Here is a 20,263-nt window from a genome sequence, read left to right as displayed (position 1 = left end):
GGCTACGGAGCCACCTCGTCCATCTCGCGGCGCAGGCTGGCCGGGCGCATGTCGGTCCAGGTCGCCTCGATGTGGGCCAGGCAGGCGGCCCGGCTGTCCACGCCGTGCACGGTGCGCCAGCCGGCCGGGACGGCGATGTGCGCGGGCCAGAGGGAGTGCTGCTCCTCGTCGTTGGCGAGGACCAGGAACTGGCCCTCCTCGTTCTCGAAGGGGTTCGCCATGGCTGCTGTCCTTCTCTCTCGGACGCGCGGACGTCTCCCGGACGTCTCGCGGACGGGGTCTGGTGGGGCGGTGCAATCGAGCCTAGGAGCGCCCGGGGGCGCCGCCCGGCAGTTGTCCGGGCAGGCGGCGGGCAGTTTCGCGCCGGTCAGGAGGCGGCCGGCTCCGGGAAGGGGGCCGGGGACCACTGGGGCGCGTCGGGGTGCCACAGGTCCTCCAGGCCCAGGTCACCGGGCCGGTACTTGCCCAGGGCGCTGATCAGCAGCCGCAGTTCGAGGGCGAGGGCCTGCACCAGCCGCTCCAGGCCGGCCTCCGGGTCCTCGTCCACGGCCAGCAGCGCGGCCCGGCCCAGGCCCACCGCGGTGGCCCCGGCGGCCAGCGCCTTGACGGCCCGGGCGCCCTCCCACATCCGGCCGCTGGCCAGCAGGCACTGCCCGGGGCCGGGCCGGACCCGGCGCAGGCATTCGGCGAGCGGCAGGCCCACCGAGCCGAGGAAGGAGACCGGGGCCCAGCCGGAACCGCCCTCGGCGCCGTCCACGGTCACCGCGTCGGCACCGGCCGCCCAGGCCACCGCGGCGGCCTCGCGCACGTCCCGAGAAGGCGGCAGCTTCACCCAGATCCGGGCCCGCGGGAAGTTGTTCCGCATCAGGCGGACCTGGTGCGCCAGGATCTCCTGGGTGAAGGTGCCCGGGCTGCTGGAGCGCAGCACCCGGCGGCCGCCGGCCGCCGCCGCACCGCCGTCGTCCAGCAGGTTCTCCACGGCGTAGTGCTCTTCGAGCCGCCGGGCGGACTCCTCGTCGACCAGGGTCATGCCGCCCAGGCCGGGCTTGGCGCCCTGGCCGAGCTTCAACTCGAAGGCCAGCCGGCCGGATTCCAGCAGCGGCTGCACCGAGGTGTCGCTGTAGATCAGGTTCCAGATCTCGGCGTCCGCGTCCTCGGTGGACTGCTGGACGGCGATCCCGCCGCCGGGCCCGTCGAGGGCGTCCTGGTAGGCGCCGATCCGGCCGAGCAGGCTGCGGCCCTCGCGCTCGCCGAGCCGGCCGGTGCCGTTGACCGGTCCGACGTTCTCGCCGATCACCATGGGGATGCCGAGCCGGGCGGCCTGCCGGGCGGCGGCCTGGGCCAGGTCCCGGCTGGCGACCTGGGTGGAGCCGAAGGCCGACACGTACACCGGCAGTGCCGAGGCGAGGCCGCCGATCACGGCGGCCAGGCCCACGTCCCGGTACAGGGGCTCCCGGGCCAGCTCGATCAGCTTCTCCAGGCGCTGCGGCATGAAGGCCGGGGGCACCAGCCGGGTCCGGTCCAGGGCGTCCCCGCCCGGGTCGGGGCGCTCGGCCGGGGAGCCGAACAGCTCGTGCCCGTAGGCGGAGGCGGGTGGGAAGACCTGGGCCGCGCCCTCCCGGGCCCGGGCCCGTACCTCGCGCTCCGGGTATCCGCCGGCATGCAGTGAACTCATCCGTCCTCACTCCCTCCTGTCCGGCAGGTGCCGCCGGCGTTCCTCATGCCCCGGCCTCGGCGAACCGGCCGAGGTCGAGCTGGGTCTCCACGTGGTGCAGGGCGTCCAGCAGCCCGCTGCTGGTCAGTGCCGCGGCCGGCCGGGGGCGCACCAGGTGCTCCAGCGGCATGGCCCCGATCGAGCTCCAGGCCAGCCGGCCGCGTTCGTCGATGTACGAGGCGGTGGCCCCGGCGTTGTCCGGGTGCAGGCAGTACGGGACGTCCAGCCAGCCCCGCCGGAAGGCCTCCACCAGCGCCGCGCCCAGGTCCTCGCCCAGGCAGAGCACCGCCTCCACCAGCGCCCGGGCCTCGGCGTAGACCTCGCTGTCCCGGGGGTCCCGGGCGAGCGGCCGGGGCCGGGTGCTGCGCGCGGTGCGCCCGGAGCCCTCCAGGGCGGCGACGTTCTCCGCCACGGTCGGGATGCGGTGGGCCTCGGCCGCGGTCTTGACGATCAGCCGCTCGGCCCCGGTGCGGACGGCCAGCCGCACGGCCCGGTCCTGGAGGGCCCGGGCGCCCGAGGCGGTGCGCGGGTAGACGCCCATGTACGTGTAGACCACCACGTGCCAGTCGACGCCGGGCAGCAGCTCCTCGGCCAGGCAGCGCAGGGCCCGGACCGCCTCCTCGTCCTGTTCCTCGTCGATCTGCTGGGCGTAGCTGAGGGAGACGCTGGTCAGGCCGTTGCGGACGAAGAAGAGGCATTCCAGCAGGGAGAGCGCCACCAGCAGCGAGGGCGGGCAGAGCTGGCCCATCATGCAGCCGCCGAAGGACTCCAGGTGGGGGCGGACCCCGGGCTTGCCGGCGGTGGCGAGCAGCCGGCAGGCCTCCTCCCAGTTGCGCACCGCCCGGGCCAGCGGGGCGCGGCTGTAGGGCAGGCAGTAGGAGACCGGCCCGCCCTCGGTGGCGTGCAGTCCGGCGCCCGCCAGCGCGGTGATGATGGCCTGGGGGGCCGGGGAGCCGTGCCGGACCTGGACCGGGAAGGCGGGCCCGGCCACCCCCGCGAGCATCCGGCGGGTGGTGCCGGATCCGTGGGTGACCAGGGGGAAGCCGTTGAGGTCCACGCCCTCGTCGACGGCCCGCCGGGCGGCGGCGTGGTCGCCGACGCGGGTGTAGCTGTCGATGGTGAGGGTGCCCACGGTGGTGGCGCGGGCGTCCCGGGTGGCCATGAGGCCGTGCCGCATCCGGACCGGGGAGGAGAAGCCCATCCGGGGCTGCACCACCAGCTCGGGCGCGGTGCGTACGAAGGTTCCGAAGTCGGCCATCAGACCCGCACCCCCGCCGTCAGGCGCTCGACGTAGCCGCGGAAGGGCAGGATGCCCTCGCTCTCGTCGAAGACCGCGTCGAAACCGGCCTCGCGCAGCTGCGGGGCCCAGGCCGCGGCGCCGTTCCCCGCGGTGCCGAGCTTGCCGCCGATCACCACGGGGGTCCGGGCCAGTTCCTCGGTGCCGCGGAGCTGCCTGATCACCCGTAATCCGTCGTTGGCGCCGTGGCCGTTGACGGAGCTGATCACGATGAGGTCGGGCCGCTGCTCCCGGCAGGAGCCGATCAGCAGCTCGTCGGGCACGCAGGCGCCGAGGTTGGTCACCCGGTGGCCCCACTCCCGCAGCAGGAGCTCCAGGTAGATCAGGTTCCAGGTGTGCGCGTCGGAGGACGTGCTGGTGACTACGGTGTGCATGGGGTCTTCGGTTCTCCCGCTCGGCTCCGGTCCGGTCAGTGGTCGGCGACTACGGCGGTGCCGTAGGCGGAGGTCGTGGCACCCGCGGTCTCGCCGCCGTCGATCACCAGCTCCTGGCCGGTGACGAAGCGCGCGTCGGCCGAGGCGAGGTAGTGGAAGGCCGCCGCGATCTCGTCGGGGTCGGCGTGCCGCCCCGCCGGGATCTGGGCGTTGGTGGCGGCAAGCATCTCCCCGGTGTACTCGGCCAGTTGCATCGGGGTGAGGACGGCTCCGGGGCTCACACAGGCCACCCGGACGGCCGGGCTCAGCTCCAGCGCGAAGGTCTGGGTGAGGGCGATGATGCCGGCCTTGGTGGCGTTGTAGTCGGCGTAGAAGGGGTAGCCCCGGCGGCCGTTGACCGAGGCGGTGGCCAGCAGCACGCCCCGCGGGGTGCCCGGCTCCGCCCCGGCCTCCTGGCCGACCATGATCCGGGCGGCGGCCTGCCACAGGCCCAGGACGCCCAGCAGGTTCACGTCGGTGATGCGGCGGGCGTCGGCCTCCTCGATGTCCAGGACGCCGTGCCGGACGCTGATGCCGGCGTTGGCGATGACCACGTCCAGCCGGCCGGTCTCCTGGTGGACCTGGCCCAGGGCCTCCCGGACCGCGGTCCAGTCGGCGGTGTCGACCTTGAGCCAGCTGACGGCGGACTCCCCCGGCCCGGGGTCCTGCGGGGCGGTGACGTCCAGGTTCACCACCCGGTCCCCGGACCGCGCGAAGCGCGCGGCGGTGGCTCTGCCGATCCCGCTGGACGCTCCTGAGATGACGACGGTACGCACGACTGCACTCCTTGGATGGGTTCGGTGGATGGCGGGGGGAGCGGGTCAGAACACGACGCGGTGGCTGCCGGGGAGGCCGCCGGTGGCACCGGCCTGGGCGGCCTTGCGCAGGTCGCGGCTGACGATCATGCGCTTGAGCCAGCGGTCGGTCCCGTCGTAGCGGACCGCGAAGGGCTTGCGGCCGTGCACGGCCAGGTAGTTGTCGACCACCAGGAGGTCCCCGCGTTCGACGACCACGGCGTGCTGCACCCGCTCCAGCTCGGCCATCAGCGCGTGCAGGGCCCGCTCGGCACCCAGCCGGCCCTCGACCACCCGCATGAAGGGCAGGTCGATCCGCAGGTACGGGCGCTCGCGGTCGCCGAAGAGCACCGGCACCGGCACGGGGTTGCGCTGCATCTCCTCGACCCGGGCCAGCGCCGGGTGGTCGGGGTAGCGCAGCCGCAGCTGCCGCACGTGCTCGTCGTCCGGCATGATCTGGAAGTCCGGGCGCTGGAGGGCGTCGATGTCCTCGTCGTTGAGCTTCACGTCACGGACCGACGACATGATCGTCGGCACCCGGTCGTGGTTCCGGATCCCGAAGAGCATCAGGTAGTCGCAGCGGCCCGGGTGGAAGCCGTCCTCGGTGTGGAACTCCAGCAGGGTCTCGCTGCCGTGGCCGCTCTGGCGCTGTTCGTCCCCGCGGATCGGCAGGATGTTCTGGATCATGCGGCCGAGCTGGAGCGTGGAGAAGGTGAAGGGGTCGCCGAGCGCCGTGGCGCACATGGCCAGGAAGATCTCCTGCTCCAGGGTGGTGTCCGAGCCGGCCTGCTCCCAGTGGACGGGGGTGGGGCCGACCTCGGCGTCGTCCACGGGGAAGCCGTGGATCAGCAGGCCGGCCGAGGACTCGGTGCGTCGGAAGGTCTCGAGGAACAGCCGCAGCCGGGGCGGCAGGGCGGCGTCCGCGAAGCGGTTGGCGTCGTGGTCGTAGTCCCGGGGGGCCGCGGGGTCCCCCAGCGTGCCGGCCAGCCGGGCCGCACCCTCTCTTATCTGCGCCACTTCGGTATCGGACAACTCGTACTGGGCGATGGTCTCTTCAATCATGGAATTCGGCTCTTCCTGAACGGGCCTGAGCATCGGGCGTCAGTGCGGGTGCGGAGGAGGCGGTCTCCCCAGGCGACCGCCGGGCCGATGTTTCACGTGAAACAGGCGGATGTTTCACGTGAAACAACGGAAGGTTGAGCCCCAACCCCTGGGGTGGATCAGCTGAAGCGGGGATCCCGGGCGAGCACATCGGCGATCGCGGCCAGCGGTTCCGGCCGGGTCATGTCGAGGTGTTCGCAGGTGACGTCGTGGCCGGCGATCCGCCCGGTGACGTACGGACCCCAGTCGTCGGGTACCGGAGCGCCGGGGTCCCGGCCCTCGGTGGCGGTGAAGTGCAGCAGGTCTCCGGTGAACCGGCCCGGGCGGGCCGACTCGACCAGGGCGACGGTCCGGGCGGCGGCCGCCGCGAGCGCGGACACGAAGCCGGGGTCGAGTCCGGCGCCGGCACCTCCCTCGCCCTCCCGGCCGAGGAACCCGGCGATCTCCTCGGGGGCGAAGGCCGTGCCCCCGTCCTCGCCGCGGCCCATCGGGTAGGAGTCGAGCAGGGCCAGGACGGCCACGCTCTCCCCCCGCTCCTGGAGCCGGACGGCCATCGCATGGGCGATGTTGCCGCCCAGCGACCAGCCGAGCAGGTGGTACGGACCGGCCGGCTGGACCGCGCGGATCCGCTCCAGGTAGGCGTCGGCCAGGGCGGCCAGGTCCGGATGGCCCGGGGCCGGGTCCCGGTCCACGTTCAGTCCGTAGACCGGCCGGTCCGGCAGCGCCCCGGCCAGGCCGGCGTAGCACCAGCTGAGGCCGGTGACCGGGTGGACGCAGAAGAGCGGGGCGCGGCCGCCGCGGGTGCTCAGCGGCACCAGCAGGTCGGCGCCGGGTGCCGGGGCGGCGTCCGCTCCGGCCCGGGCGGCCAGCCCGGCCACCGTCGGGGTCTGGAAGAAGGCCTGCACGGTCAGTTCGGGCAGTTCACCGGGGAGTTCGGCACGGATCCGGCTGACCGCCCGGGTGGCGAGGAAGGAGTGGCCGCCCAGGTCGAAGAAGCTGTCGTCCACCCCGACCCGGGGCGTGTCCAGCACCTCGGCGAAGATCTCGCACAGCGCGTGTTCCAGCGCGCTCTCGGGCGCCCGTCCCAGGCCGCCGTACTCGGGGACCGGCAGGGCCGCCCGGTCGAGCTTGCCGTTGGCGGTCCGGGGCAGCACGGCCAGCGGTACGAAGGCCGCCGGGACCATGTACGCGGGCAGCGCCGCGGCCAGGAACCGGCGCAGCTCCGCCGGGTCCGGCGCCTCGGGGCCGGCCGGCACCAGGTAGGCGACCAGCCGCTTGTCGCCGGGCCGGTCCTCGCGGACCACCACCGCGCCGTGTCCGACACCGGGGTGGCGGCCGAGCACCGCGTCGATCTCGCCCAGTTCGATCCGGAAGCCCCGGATCTTGACCTGGTCGTCGACCCGGCCGAGGAATTCGAGGGAGCCGTCGGCCCGCCAGCGGGCCAGGTCGCCGGAGCGGTACATCCGCTCCCCCGACCCGTAGGGCCAGGCCACGAAGCGTTCCGCGGTCAGCCCCGGCCGTCCGGCGTAGCCCCGGGCCAGCCCGTCACCGGCGATGTACAGCTCCCCGGTGACCCCGGTCGGCACCGGTCGCAGCGCCTCGTCGAGGACGTAGACCCGGGCGTTGGAGACCGGCCGTCCGATCACCGGGGTGTCGGTGGCCTCCAGCGGGGTGGTCAGGGTCTCGACGGTGCACTCGGTGGGCCCGTAGAAGTTGTGGGCCCGGGTGGCGGGCTCGGCCAGCAGCCGGCGCCACAGCGGCTCCGGGATGGCCTCGCCGCCGAAGGTGAGGGTGCGCGGGGTGAGTTCGGGGGTGGAGAGCAGCCCGTGCTCCAGCATCTCCAGCCCGTAGGTCGGGGTGGTGTCGAGGAAGTCCACGCCGTGCCGGCCGGTGTACCGGACCATCGCGGCCGGGTCCCGCCGGGTCTGGTCGTCCAGCAGGTGCAGCTCGTGCCCGGCGAAGAGGGCGAGCAGTCCCATCCAGGAGGCGTCGAAGGAGAGCGGCGCGGTGACGGCCACGGTGGCCGCCGCCTTGCCGGTGGCCGCCAGGTGCTCCGCGAACAGGGTCTCCCGGTGGCTGTGGAAGAGGTTGGTCAGCGCCCGGTGCTCCACCGCCACGCCCTTGGGCCGGCCGGTGGAGCCGGAGGTGTAGAGCAGGTACGCGGGGTGCGCGGGCCGCAGCGGGCTCCGCCGGTCGGCGTCCACCGGGTCGGCCGGCGCGGCCGCCCCGTCCCGCCCGGTGGCGCCGCGGTCCAGCAGCAGCACCGGGGCGCTGCCCGAGTACAGCGCGGGGTCCACCGCGGCGGAGGAGAGCACCAGCCGGGGACGGGCGTCCCCGAGCACGTACCCGATCCGGTCCGCCGGGTGGGCCGGGTCCACCGGCACGTACACGGCGCCCGCCTTGAGCACGGCGAGCAGGGCGACCACGGAGGCGACCGACCGGCCGAGCAGCACGGCCACCCGCTCCTCGGGTCCGGCGCCCTGCCGGATCAGCTCCCGGGCGAGGTGGTTGGCCCGGTCGTTGAGCGCGCGGAAGGTGAGCCGTTCCTCGTTGAGGACCAGTGCGGTGGCCTCGGGGCGGGTCCGGGCCTGCTCCTCGAAGAAGAGGTGCACCGGGCGCTCGGCGGCCTCGCCCCGGCCGGTGGCGGTGAAGCCGGCCCAGTCGCCGAGGATCCGGGTGCGTTCGGCGGTGCCGAGGACGTCGGCCGCGCCGACGGGGGCGTCCGGTTCGGCGCTGAGCCGGTCCAGCAGCCGGACCAGCCGCTCGGCGATGGACTCGACGGTGCCGGCGTCGAAGAGGTCGGTGGCGTACTCGATGTTCCAGGCCAGGCCCGCCGGTTCGCCGTCGGCGGCGAACCGCTCCTCGACGCCGAAGAGCAGGTCGAACTCGGCGACGTGCAGGTCGAGCGGGTGCTCGGCGGTCTCCAGACCGGGCAGTTCCAGGGCCCCGCCGGTGCCGTTCTTGAGTAGCAGCATGGTCTGGAAGAGCGGGTGCCGGGCGGTGGACCGCACCGGGTTCACGGCCTCCACCACCCGCTCGAAGGGCAGGTCCTGATGGGCGTAGGCGTCCAGGTCGGCGGTCCGCACCCGGTCCAGCAGCTCCCGGAAGGTCGGGTCCCCGGACAGGTCGGTGCGCAGCACCAGCGTGTTGACGAAGAAGCCGACCAGCTCGTCGAGCGCGTCGTCGGTCCGGCCGGCGATGGCGGTGCCGAGCGGGATGTCCGTGCCCGCCCCCAGCCGGGAGTACAGCGCGGCCAGACCGGCCTGGAGGACCATGAACAGCGTCGTCCCGGTCTCCCGGGCCAGGGTCGACAGCCGGGCGTGCAGCTCGGCCGGCATCCGGGCGGAGACCGCCCCGGCCCGCCCGCCGGCGACCGCCGGCCGCGGCCGGTCCACCGGCAGCTCCAGCTCCTCCGGCAGCCCCGCCAACGCCTCCCGCCAGTGGGCGAGCTGACGCCCGCCCAGGCCGTCCGCGTCGGCCTCGTCCCCCAGCAGCTCCCGCTGCCAGAGGGCGTAGTCGGCGTACTGCACCGGCAGCGGCGACCACGCCGGGGCCGTGCCCGCGGTGCGGGCCGCGTAAGCCGTGGACAGGTCCCGGGCCAGCGGGGCCACGGACCAGCCGTCGCCCGCGATGTGGTGCAGGACCAGGGCGAGCACGTGGTCGTCCTTGCCCAGGCTGAGCAGGGTGGCCCGGACCGGCGTCTCCCGGGCCAGGTCGAAGGCGTACCGGGCGGCCCGGACCAGGTGTCCGGTCAGTTCGCAGGGCGGGCAGGCCGCCACGTGCAGCGGGATCCGGGCACCCTCGACGACCACCTGCCGCGGGACGCCACCGTCGGCCGGGAAGACCGTGCGCAGCGCCTCGTGCCGCTCCGCCACGTCGTCCAGCGCCTGCCGGAGCGCCACCCGGTCCAGCGGACCGCGCAGCCGCAGCGCGAGCGGGATGTTGTACGAGGAACCGCCCTCCTCCCACTCCTGCCCGAACCACAGCCGCTGCTGCGCGTACGACAGGGGCAGCGGGTCCGGCCGCGAGTCCCGGGCCGTCAGCGCCGGCCGGCTCTCCCCGGCGTCCCGCAGGACCGCCGCCAGAGCGGCCACCGTCGGGTTGGCGAAGAGGGTGCGGATGCCGATCTCGACGCCGAGCACCGAGCGGATCCGGCTGGTCAGCCGGGTGGCCATCAGCGAATAGCCGCCCAGGGCGAAGAAGTTGTCCGCCACCCCGACCCGGGGGACGCCCAGCGCCTCGGCGAACAGGGCGCACAGCACCTCCTCGGCGGGGGTCCGCGGGCTCCGGCCGACCGGTGCGGCGGGCGCCGGGGCCGGGCCGCCCGCCCCGCCGTCCGGGGTGCCGCCGGTGCCGGACGGCAGGCCCAGGTCCAGCCGGCCGTCCCGGTCCCAGCGGCCCAGCCGGCCGGTGCGGTACATGACCGTGCCGGTGCCGCCGTAGGGGTTGGCCACGTAGCGGTCGGCGGGCCGGGCCGGGGCCGCGGGCGCGGCGGTGGCCAGGTAGACCTCGCCGAGCACCCCGGCCGGGACCGGCCGCAGCGCGTCGTCCAGCAGGTAGGCGGTGCGGGTGTTGCGGCTGCCGGCCTCGGCCAGGTCCTGCCACAGCTCCGCCGGGACGGCGGCGCTCCACTCGGTGAGGATCCGGTCGTAGTCGGCCGGGTCGAGGAGTTCGGCGCGGGACACGGGCGCGTCGGGGGCCTCGGTGACGGCCTCCAGGAGGCGGACGAACCCGCGCCCCATGGCCTCGACCGTCGCCCGGTCGTACAGGTCGGTGGCGTACTCGAACTCGGCGCCGATGCCCGCCTGCCGCCCCTCCTCGTCGAAGCTCTCGCCGAGGGCGAGGCTGAGGTCGAACTTGGCCGCGCGGTGTTCGACGGGGTGCACTTCGGTGCGGGTGCCGGCCAGTTCGTAGACCCCGTCCTCGGTGTTCTGGAGCAGGATCATGGTCTGGAAGAGGGGGTGCCGGGCGGTGGAGCGCACCGGGTTCACCGCCTCCACCACCCGCTCGAAGGGCAGCTCCTGGTGGGCGTAGGCGTCCAGGTCCGTGGTCCGGACCCGCTCCAGCAGCTCCCGGAAGGTCGGGTCGCCGGACAGGTCGGTGCGCAGCACCAGCGTGTTGACGAAGAAGCCGACCAGCTCGTCCAGCGCGTCGTCGGTCCGGCCGGCGATGGCGGTGCCGAGCGGGATGTCCGTGCCGGCACCGAGCCGCGAGTACAGCGCGGCCAGACCCGCCTGGAGGACCATGAAGAGGGTGGTGCCGGTCTCCCGGGCCAGCGAGGAGAGCCGGGCGTGCAGCTCGGCGGGGATCCAGGCGGAGACCGCCTCGGCCCGCCCGCTGGCGACCGCCGGCCGCGGCCGGTCCACCGGCAGCTCCAGCTCGTCGGGCAGCCCGGCCAACGCCTCGCGCCAGTGGGCGAGCTGACGCCCGCCCAGGCTGTCGGGGTCGGACTCGTCGCCCAGCAGCTCCCGCTGCCAGAGGGCGTAGTCGGCGTACTGCACCGGCAGCGGCGACCACGCCGGGGTGTGCCAGGCGGTCCGGGCCGCGTAGGCCGTGGACAGGTCCCGGGCCAGCGGGGCCATGGACCAGCCGTCACCGGCGATGTGGTGCAGGAGCAGCACCAGGACGTGGTCCTCGGTGCCCAGTTCCAGCAGCTCGGTGCGGAAGGGCAGTTCGGCCGCCAGGTCGAAGGGGTGCGCGGCGGCCCGGGCGATGGTGGCGTCCAGCTCGTCCGCGGTGACCGTGGTCACCCGGAGCGGGATCCGGGCGCCGGTCACGATCTCCTGCCGGGGGACGCCCCGGTCGGCCGGGAAGACGGTGCGCAGCGCCTCGTGCCGCTCCGCCACGTCGTCCAGCGCGGCCTGCAGCGCCGCCCGGTCCAGCGGACCGCGCAGCCGCAGGGCCAGCGGGATGTTGTACGAGGAGCCGCCCTCCTCCCACTCGCGGGCGAACCACAGCCGCTGCTGGGCGTACGACAGCGGCAGCGGGTCCGGCCGCAGCGCGGGCGCGGTCAGCGCCGACCGGCCGCCGGTCCGCGGGGCCAGCCCGGCCGCCAGCCCGGCCACGGTCGGGGCGGCGAACAGGTCCCGCAGCCCCAGCTCCGCGCCGAGCACCGAGCGGATCCGGCTGATCAGCCGGGTGGCGGAGAGCGAGTGGCCGCCGATGTCGAAGAAGTTCTCCTCGGCGCCGACCCGGGAGATGCCCAGCACCTCGGCGAAGAGGCCGCACAGCACCTCCTCCTCCGGGGTGCGCGGACCGCGGCCCGCGGCACTGCCGCCGACCAGCGGCTCGGGCAGGGCCCGCCGGTCGAGCTTGCCGTTCGCCGTGAGCGGCAGCGCGTCCAGCACCACCACGGCCGCCGGGACCATGTATTCGGGCAGCGCCCGGCCCACGAAGCGGCGCAGTTCCTCCGCGTCGAGGGTGCCGCCCTCGACCGGGACGGCGTAGGCGACCAGCCGCTTCTCGCCGGGCCGGTCCTCACGGGCCATGACGTGCGTCTGGACGATGCCGGGGAAGCGGGCCAGGGCGGCCTCGACCTCGCGCGGTTCGATGCGGAAGCCGCGGATCTTGACCTGGTCGTCGAGCCGGCCGATGAACTCCAGCATCCCGTCGGCCCGCCAGCGGGCCAGGTCGCCGGTCCGGTACATCCGGCCGCCGCTCTCGTACGGGCTGGCCACGAACCGCTCCGCGGTCAGCCCCGGGCGGCCCGCGTAGCCGCGGGCCAGGCCCGAGCCGGCCACGTACAGCTCACCGGGCACGCCCACCGGCACCGGCCGCAGCAGCGGGTCGAGCACGTAGGCCCGCTTGCCGGCCAGCGGGGAGCCGATGGAGATGGAGGGCGCGGCCGGGTCCACCTCGCCGATCGCGAAGGAGGTGGTGAAGCCCATGGACTCGACCGGGCCGTAGCCGTTGAGGATCCGCAGCTCCGGGTGCAGATGGCGGGCCCGGGCCACATGGGCCACCGAGGCCGCCTCACCGGCGGTCATCACGGTCCGCAAGCCCGCGAAGAGCTCCGGCCGGTCGTCCACCAGCACGTTGAACAGCGAGGCGGACAGCTGGAGCACGGTCACCCCGTGCTCCACCACCAGCCGCGCCATCTCGTCCAGGTCCGTGCGCCGGCCCACCGGCAGGACCGAGCGGCCCCCGTGGAAGAGCGCGGAGAAGACCTCCAGCGCGAAGGCGTCCCACGAGACCGGCGAGGACTGCAGATAGACGTCGTCCGCGCGGAACTCCAGGTAGTCCGGACCCACGAAGGTCGACACCAGCGCCCGGTGCGGCGCCACCACACCCTTCGGCCGGCCCGTCGAACCGGACGTGAACATCACGCACGCCGCGTCCGCGGCACCCACCGGGAGCCCGAGGTCGGAGCCGTCCAACGCCTCGATGGCTGCCGCCTCGCCGTCCAGCAGCAGGTAGCGGACCGGTGCGCCGAGCGCCCGGGCCTGCTCCTCGCGCGAGACGACCAGCCGGACCCCGGCGTCCTCGACCACCGTCGCCAGCCGCTCGGCCGGGAAGGCCGGGTCCAGCAGCGTGTACGCCCCGCCGGCCTTCAGCACGCCCAGCAGCGCGGCGATCAGGTCCACCGAGCGGGGCAGGTACACGCCCACCGTCTCGCCCGGCCGCACCCCGGTGGCCCGCAGGTGCCGGGCGATCCGGTTGGCGCGGGCGTTGAGCTCCGCGTACGTCAGCCGCTCGGCGCCCTGCACCAGCGCGGTGCGCTCCGGCGCGGTGCGCACGGCCGCCTCGAAGACCTCGGGCACGCCCCGGCCGTCGGGACGGCCCGCCCCGGCGCCGCTCCACCGCGTCTCGATCCGCGCCCGCTCGGCCTCCTCGAGCAGTCCGACCGCCGAGACCTGCTCGTCGGGATCGGCGACCACGGCCGCCAGGAACCGCAGCAGCCGCCCGGTCATGGCCTCCACCGTCGCCCGGTCGTACAGGTCGGTGGCGAACTCCACGTCCCAGCGCAGGCCTTCGGGCGCCCCGGTGGCGCCGGTCTGCTCCTCGACGAAGAAGGTCAGGTCGAACTTGGCGATCTTGTGGTCCAGCGGGTACCGGCCGGCCCGCAGACCGGGGAGGTCCAGGGTCGCCGCCGCGTTGTTCTGGAGCACCAGCATGTTCTGGAAGAGCGGGTGCCGGGCCACCGAGCGGGCCGGGTTCAGCGCCTCCACGACCCGCTCGAAGGGCAGCTCCTGGTGGGCGTACGCGTCCAGGTCCGCGGCTCGCACCCGGTCCAGCAGCTCCCGGAAGGACGGGTCACCGGACACGTCCGTGCGCAGCACCAGCGTGTTGACGAAGAAGCCGACCAGGTCGTCCAGCGCCTCGTCGGTCCGGCCGGCCACCGCGGTGCCCAGCGGGATGTCGGTACCGGCGCCGAGCCGGCTGAACAGCGCGGCCAGACCGGCCTGGAGGACCATGAAGAGGGTGGTCCCGGTCTCCCGGGCCAGCGCCGCCAGCCCGGCGTGCAGCTCGGGCCCGGTGACCGTGGTGACCAGGTCGCCGCGGTGCGAGGCGACCGGCGGCCGGGGCCGGTCCATGGGCAGTTCCAGCTCCTCCGGCACCCCGGCCAGGGCCTGGTTCCAGTAGTGCAGTTGGCGCAGCGCCAGGCTCTGCTCGTCGCGCTGGTCCCCCAGCAGTTCGCGCTGCCAGAGCGCGTAGTCGGCGTACTGGACCGGCAGCGGCGCCCAGTCCGGGCGGGTCCCGGCGACCCGGGCCCCGTAGGCGAGGCCGAGGTCCCGGCCGAGCGGGGCCATGGACCAGCCGTCGCCCGCGATGTGGTGCAGCACCAGCACCAGGACGTGGTCCTCGGGGGCGAGCACCAGCAGTTCGGCCCGCAGCGGGAGTTCGGCGGCCAGGTCGAACTCGTGCGCCCCGGCCCGGCCGACCAGCCCGGCCAGCTCCTCCTCGGTGCACGCGCGGACCAGCAGCCTGATCTCCGGATCGTCGGTGATCTGCTGGCGGGGCTCGCCCTGGACCGAGGGGATGGTGGTGCGCAGCGACTCGTGGCGCCGGGCCACGTCGGTGAGCGCGGCCCGCAGCGCCTCGTGGTCGAGGGCTCCGCGCAGCCGCACGGCCAGCGGGATGTTGTAGGTGGCGCCGCCCTGCTCCCACTCGCGCAGGAACCACAGGCGCTGCTGGGCGTACGACAGCGGGACGGGGTCCGGGCGGTCGGCGGCGACCAGGGCGGGCCGGCGCGGGCCGCCCTCGCGCAGCGCCTCGGCGAGCCCGGCGACGGTGGGCCGGGCGAAGAGCGCCCGGATGCCGAGTTCGGCGCCCAGGGCCGAACGGATCCGGCTGATCAGCCGAGTGACCAGCAGTGAGTGCCCGCCGAGGGTGAAGAAGCTGTCGTCCACGCCGACCCGCTCGATGCCCAGCACCTCGGCGAAGAGGCCGCACAGCACCTCCTCCTCGGGGGTGCGCGGGCCGCGGCCGGCGGGGGCGCCGGCCACCGGGGCGGGCAGGGCCCGCCGGTCGAGCTTGCCGTTCGCCGTGAGCGGCAGCGCGTCCAGCACCACCACGGCCGCCGGGACCATGTACTCGGGCAGCGCCCGGCCCAGCGACTCGCGGAGCGCGGCCGGGTCCAGCCGCACCCCGTCGGCGGGTACCGCGTAGGCGACGAGCCGCCGGTCACCGGGGCGGTCCTCGCGCACCACGACGGCGCTCTGGACCAGGCCCGGGAAGCGGGCCAGGGCGGCCTCGACCTCGCGGGGCTCGATGCGGAAGCCGCGGATCTTGACCTGGTCGTCGAGCCGGCCGAGGAATTCGAGGGAGCCGTCCGGGCGCAGCCGGGCCCGGTCGCCGGTCCGGTACATCCGCTCGCCGGGGGCGAAGGGGCTGGCCACGAAGCGTTCCGCGGTGAGTCCGGGGCGGCCCGCGTAGCCGCGGGCCAGGCCCGAGCCGGCCACGTACAGCTCACCGGGCACGCCGGCCGGGACGGGTTGCAGCTGCGCGTCGAGCAGGTGGGCGCGCTTGCCCGCCAGCGGGGAGCCGATCGGGATCGACGCGGCGTCCTCGGGCACCCGGCCGATCGCGTGGGAGGTGGTGAAGCCCATGGATTCGACCGGGCCGTAGCCGTTGAGGATCCGCAGCTCCGGGTGGAGTGCCCGGGCCCGGGCCACATGGGCCACCGAGGCCGCCTCGCCGGCGGTCATCACGGTCCGCAGGCCCGCGAAGAGCTCCGGCCGGTCGTCGACCAGCACGTTGAAGAGCGAGGCGGACAGCTGGAGCACGGTCACCCCGTGGTCCACCACCAGCCGCGCCATCTCGTCCAGGTCGGTCCGGGGGCTGGCGGGGAGCACGGTGTGCCCGCCGTGGAAGAGCGCGGAGAAGACCTCCAGCGCGAAGGCGTCCCAGGACACCGGCGAGGACTGCAGGTAGACGTCGTCCGCGCGGAACTCCAGGTAGTCCGGACCCACGAAGGTGGAGACCAGCGCCCGGTGCGGCGCCACCACGCCCTTCGGCCGGCCCGTCGAACCGGACGTGAACATCACGCACGCCGCGTCCGTCGCGCCCACCGGGAGCCCCAGGCCGGAGCCGTCCAGCGCCGCGATGGCGGCGGCCTCCTCGTCGAGCAGGACGTAGGAGGGCCCCGCGCCCAGCCGCCCGGCGGCCTCCCGGCGGGAGATCACCCGGCGGACCCCGGCGTCCTCGATGACGGCGGTCAGCCGCTCGGCCGGGAAGGCCTGGTCCAGCAGCGTGTAGGCGGCCCCGGCCTTCAGCACGCCCAGCAGCGCGGCGATCAGGTCGGTGCCCCGCTCCAGGTGCACGCCGACGGTCTCGCCGCGGCGCACGCCGTCCGCGCGCAGCCGCCGGGCGATCCGGTTGGCGCGGGTGTCGAGCTCCGCGTACGTCACCCGCTCGGCACCCTGCACCAGTGCGGTGCGGTCGGGCCCGCGGCGCACCGCGGCCTCGAAGACCGCCGGCACGCTCCGGTCGTCGGGCGCCCCGGCCAGGGCCCCGCTCCACTCCTCGATCCGGGCCAGCTCCGCCCCCTCCAGCAGCCCGGCCGCCGAGACCCGGCCGTCCGGGTCGGCGACCACCGCGGCCAGCAGCCGCAGCAGCCGGCCGGTCATGGCCTCCACCGTCGCCCGGTCGTACAGGTCGGTGGCGAACTCCACGTCCCAGCGCAGGCCTTCGGCCGTCTCGGCCACGAAGAAGGTGAGGTCGAACTTGGCGGCCCGCTGCTCCAGCGGGTGCGGCTCGGCGGTGGCGCCGGTGAACTCGTAGACCCCGTCGGTGTTGTTCTGCAGGACGACCATGGTCTGGAAGAGCGGGTGGCGGGCGGCCGAGCGGGCCGGGTTCAGCGCCTCCACGACCCGCTCGAAGGGCAGGTCCTGGTGCGCGTACGCCTCCAGGTCGGTGGCCCGGACCCGCTCCAGCAGCTCCCGGAAGGTCGGGTCGCCGGACAGGTCGGTGCGCAGCACCAGCGTGTTGACGAAGAAGCCGACCAGCTCGTCCAGCGCCTCGTCGGAGCGTCCGGCCACGGCCGTGCCCAGCGGGATGTCGGTGCCCGCGCCCAGCCGGGAGAGCAGGGCGGCCACCGCCGCGTGCAGGACCATGAAGAGCGTGCTGCCGGTCTCCCGGGCCAGTGCGGTCAGCCCCGCGTGCAGCTCGGGGGCGACCAGCGCGGTGACCACCTCGCCGCGGTGCGAGGCCACCGCCGGACGCGGCCGGTCCAGCGGCATCTCCAGCTCCTCGGGGGCGCCGGCCAGCCGCTCGCTCCAGTAGCCGAGCTGCCGGGCGCCGGTGCTCCGCGGGTCGCGCTCCTCGCCCAGCAGTTCCCGCTGCCAGAGCGTGTAGTCCGCGTACTGCACCGGCAGCGGCGCCCACTGCGGCCGGTCGCCGGTCAGCCGGGCGGCGTACGCCGTGCCCAGGTCGCGGGCCAGCGGGGCGAGCGACCAGCCGTCACCCGCGATGTGGTGCAGGACCAGCACCAGGACGTGGTCCTCGGGGGCCAGCTCCAGCAGCTCCGCGTGCAGCGGCAGCCCGGCCGCCAGGTCGAACTCGTGCCCGGCCGCGGCCCGTACCAGCCGCCCGAGCGCGTCGTCCGGGGCGTCGGCGGGGACCCGGGTGAGCCGCAGGACCGGCTCGGCCACCGGCTCGACGTGCTGGTACGGCTCACCGGACCGGGCCGGGTAGCGGGTGCGCAGCGCCTCGTGGCGGCCGGTGACGTCGGCGAGCGCGGCCTGCAGGGCGTCCGCGTCCAGCGGCCCGCGCAGCCGCAGGGCGAGGGGGATGTTGTAGGTCGAGCCGCCCTCCTCCCACTCCCGCAGGAACCACAGCCGCAGCTGCGCGTACGACAGCGGCAGCGGGTCGGGCCGGGAGTCGGCGGCGGTCAGCGCCGGCCGGCGCTCGCCGCCCTCGCGCAGGATCGCCGCCAGGCCGGCCACCGTCGGGTGGGCGAAGAGCGCGGGGAAGGGCACCTCCGCGCCCAGGACCGCGCGGATCCGGCTGATCAGCGTCATCCCGCGCAGCGAACTGCCGCCCAGCTCGAAGAAGTTCTGGTCGATGCCCACCCGGTCCAGGCCGAGCAGGCCCTCGAAGAGGCCGCACAGCACCTCCTCCTCGGCGGTGCGCGGGCCGCGCAGCCCCTCGGCCGCCCCGGCCGCGGGAGCGGGCAGCGCCTTGCGGTCCACCTTGCCGTTGGAGTTGAGCGGCAGCGCCTCCAGCACCACGAACGCAGCCGGCACCATGTACGCGGGCAGCGCCTCGGCGGTGTGGGCGCGCAGCGCGGCCGGGTCGAGCGCCGCGCCCTCGGCGGGCACGACGTAGGCGACCAGCCGCTGGTCCCCGGGCCGGTCCTCGCGGACCACGACGGTGCGCAGCCCGACGCCGGGGAAGCGGGCCAGCACGGCTTCGATCTCGCCCAGCTCGATGCGGAAGCCGCGGATCTTGACCTGCTGATCGGCGCGGCCGACGAATTCGATGGTGCCCTCGGGCAGCCAGCGCACCAGGTCACCGGTGCGGTACATGCGCTCGCCGGTCCCGAAGGGGTCGGCCGTGAACCGCTCGGCGGTCAGCGCCGGGCGGGCGGTGTAGCCGCGGGCCAGCCCCTCGCCGGCGATGTAGAGCTCGCCGGTGACCCCGACCGGGACCGGGCGCAGCGCGTCGTCGAGGACGTAGGTGCGCATGTTGTCCATCGGGCGGCCGATGGGGACGGTGGCGCCGACCCGGTGGGGGGCCCGCAGCCGCAGGTAGGTGGCGAAGGTGGTGGTCTCGGTGGGGCCGTAGACGTGCACGAACTCGGTGTCCGGGCACAGGTCGAGAACCCGCTGGATGGCATCGGGCGAGCAGGCCTCGCCGCCGCTCCAGACCTGGCGGACCGAGTCGAAGACCGTGGGGTCCTCCTCGGCGATCAGGTTGAAGAGGGCGGTGGTGAGGAAGACGCTGGTGAGGCCGTGCTCCTCGGTGAGGCTCCGCAGGCAGCGCGCGTCGAGCTGCCCGGCGGGGGCGATCACCGCCTGGTGGCCGGCGAGCAGCGGCACCCAGATCTCGTACGTGGCCGCGTCGAAGGCGTGCGAGGAGTGCACCAGCACCCGCTCCTGGGACCCGTCCGCCCAGCAGTGGTCGCCGGCCAGCGCCAGGATGTCGCGGTGGCTGACAGCCACCCCCTTGGGGGCGCCGGTGGAGCCGGAGGTGAACATCACGTACGCGAGCCGGCCGGGCTCGATCGCGACCTCCGGCGCGGTGTCGGGCAGCTCGCCGGCGTCCGGGTCGGCGTCCACGAGCAGGGTGCGGACCAGCCCGTCGAAGGCGTCCCCCGGGGTGGTGGCCAGGTCGGTCAGGAGCACCGGGGCCCCGGTCTGCTCGATGACGGAGCGCATCCGCGCCTCGGGGTAGGTGGCGTGCAGCGGCACGTACGCGCCGCCCGCCTTGAGCACCGCGAGGAGGGCCGTGACCAGGTCGGCGGAGCGCTCCATCAGGACGGCCACCGCGGTCTCGGCTCCGACGCCCAGCCCGGTCAGGCGGTGCGCCAGCCGGTTGGCCCGGCGGTCCAGCTCCGCGTACGAGACCGGGCCCGCGGCGGTCCGCAGGGCGGTGGCGTCCGGGGTGCGGGCGGCCTGGGCGGCGAAGGCCTCGGCGACGTTCCGGGGGCGGCCGGTGGTGTCCCGCGCGGTGGCGTTCCAGGTCTCGAGGACGGTGTGGCGGGCGGCGGGGGACAGCAGCTCCAGCCCGGCGGCCGGCCGGTCGGCGCCGGCGCCGGCCGCGGAGTCCAGGAAGGTGCGGAAGGCGTCGGTGAGCAGGGCGAGTTCGGCGGGCCCGGCGCTGCCGGGCGCGGCGTGCAGGGTGAGCCGGCGGTGCGGGGCGTCGAGGACGAAGGCCAGGCCCTCGGCGGGCTCGGGGCTCCGGCCGTCGGCGAGGAGGGCGAGCGGGCCGGCGGGCCCGTAGCCGGCGCTGCCGCGCCGGGGCAGCAGCGCGGCCAACTCCGCGGGGGCGATCCCGGCGTGCTCGCGGGCCTCGGCGGACCCGGCCGCCGCACGGGCGGCCAGGGTCCGCAGGGAGGTGCCGGGGTCGGCGTCCAGCCGGACCGGGAGCGCCCGGTGGCCGGCTGCCGGTACGGCCACCAGCTGGTCGGCGGCCGAGGTCATACGGGCGAGGAAGGCGGCGGTGAGTGCGGTGAACAGGTCCTCGGGACCGGTGCCGGTCTCGGCGGCCAGGGCCGCCAGGCCCTCGGCGGTACCGGGCGCCAGCTCCGCTTCCAGGAGCACGGGTCCGGCCGCCGCGGCGGCCGGCGGTTCACCTCCGGCGTCCGTGACGGGCAGCAGCGGCCCGGTCTGCTCGGCACGTCCGGCAAGCCGCTCCTGCCACCACTGCTGCTCGTCACGATCGGTCGACATCTTCTTCACTCCACCTTTTCTCGTGCTTTCTCATGGGATTGCGGGGAAAAGAACCGCGGGCGCGGACGCCCGCGGGCAGGACGGACCCGCGGGGGCGGACACCGCGGGGC

Annotated in this window: 7 protein-coding genes; all 7 read right to left on the bottom strand. The window is 75.3% G+C overall.

What is annotated here, in order from left to right; genetic code table 11:
* Positions 1-2 precede the first annotated feature (2 nt).
* The 7 genes from AB0O40_RS04210 to AB0O40_RS04180 all read right to left on the bottom strand — a co-directional run bounded on the left by AB0O40_RS04210 (position 3) and on the right by AB0O40_RS04180 (position 20,153).
* Positions 3-221 (bottom strand): MbtH family protein, encoded by a 219-nt coding sequence (locus tag AB0O40_RS04210; RefSeq protein WP_365035420.1) that lies wholly within the window; start codon positions 219-221, stop codon positions 3-5.
* A gap of 146 nt (positions 222-367) precedes the next feature.
* Positions 368-1,675 (bottom strand): glutamate synthase-related protein, encoded by a 1,308-nt coding sequence (locus AB0O40_RS04205; protein ID WP_365035418.1) that lies wholly within the window; start codon positions 1,673-1,675, stop codon positions 368-370.
* 43 nt (positions 1,676-1,718) lie between these two features.
* On the bottom strand, positions 1,719-2,972 hold the full coding sequence (locus AB0O40_RS04200; RefSeq protein ID WP_365035416.1) for a methylaspartate mutase: 1,254 nt from the start codon (positions 2,970-2,972) through the stop codon (positions 1,719-1,721).
* Positions 2,972-3,385, bottom strand: a complete 414-nt coding sequence (locus tag AB0O40_RS04195) for a cobalamin B12-binding domain-containing protein (protein ID WP_365035414.1) — start codon at positions 3,383-3,385, stop codon at positions 2,972-2,974. The genes AB0O40_RS04200 and AB0O40_RS04195 overlap by 1 nt, the downstream gene beginning before the upstream one ends.
* Positions 3,386-3,420: 35 nt before the next feature.
* Complete coding sequence (locus AB0O40_RS04190; RefSeq protein WP_365035412.1) at positions 3,421-4,200, bottom strand: SDR family oxidoreductase; 780 nt, start codon at positions 4,198-4,200, stop codon at positions 3,421-3,423.
* Positions 4,201-4,245: 45 nt separating this feature from the next.
* A complete protein-coding gene (gntD, locus tag AB0O40_RS04185; protein WP_365035410.1) occupies positions 4,246-5,280 on the bottom strand; it encodes a guanitoxin biosynthesis L-enduracididine beta-hydroxylase GntD in 1,035 nt (344 codons plus the stop codon).
* A 158-nt stretch (positions 5,281-5,438) separates the two neighbouring features.
* Positions 5,439-20,153, bottom strand: coding sequence for an amino acid adenylation domain-containing protein (locus tag AB0O40_RS04180; RefSeq protein ID WP_365035408.1), 14,715 nt, complete (start codon positions 20,151-20,153; stop codon positions 5,439-5,441).
* Positions 20,154-20,263 lie beyond the last annotated feature (110 nt).

Source organism: Streptomyces sp. NPDC089919, assembly GCF_040684615.1.
Lineage (GTDB): Bacteria > Actinomycetota > Actinomycetes > Streptomycetales > Streptomycetaceae > Streptomyces.
Note: the sequence above shows the minus strand (reverse complement) of the source record. Positions and strands in the feature narration are given on the sequence as shown.

Coding starts and splice junctions, on each gene's coding strand:
- AB0O40_RS04210 (WP_365035420.1), bottom strand. CDS start 221: ATGGCGAACCCCTTCGAGAACGAGGAGGGCCAGTTCCTGGTCCTCGCC.
- AB0O40_RS04205 (WP_365035418.1), bottom strand. CDS start 1,675: ATGAGTTCACTGCATGCCGGCGGATACCCGGAGCGCGAGGTACGGGCC.
- AB0O40_RS04200 (WP_365035416.1), bottom strand. CDS start 2,972: ATGGCCGACTTCGGAACCTTCGTACGCACCGCGCCCGAGCTGGTGGTG.
- AB0O40_RS04195 (WP_365035414.1), bottom strand. CDS start 3,385: ATGCACACCGTAGTCACCAGCACGTCCTCCGACGCGCACACCTGGAAC.
- gntD (WP_365035410.1), bottom strand. CDS start 5,280: ATGATTGAAGAGACCATCGCCCAGTACGAGTTGTCCGATACCGAAGTG.
- AB0O40_RS04180 (WP_365035408.1), bottom strand. CDS start 20,153: ATGTCGACCGATCGTGACGAGCAGCAGTGGTGGCAGGAGCGGCTTGCC.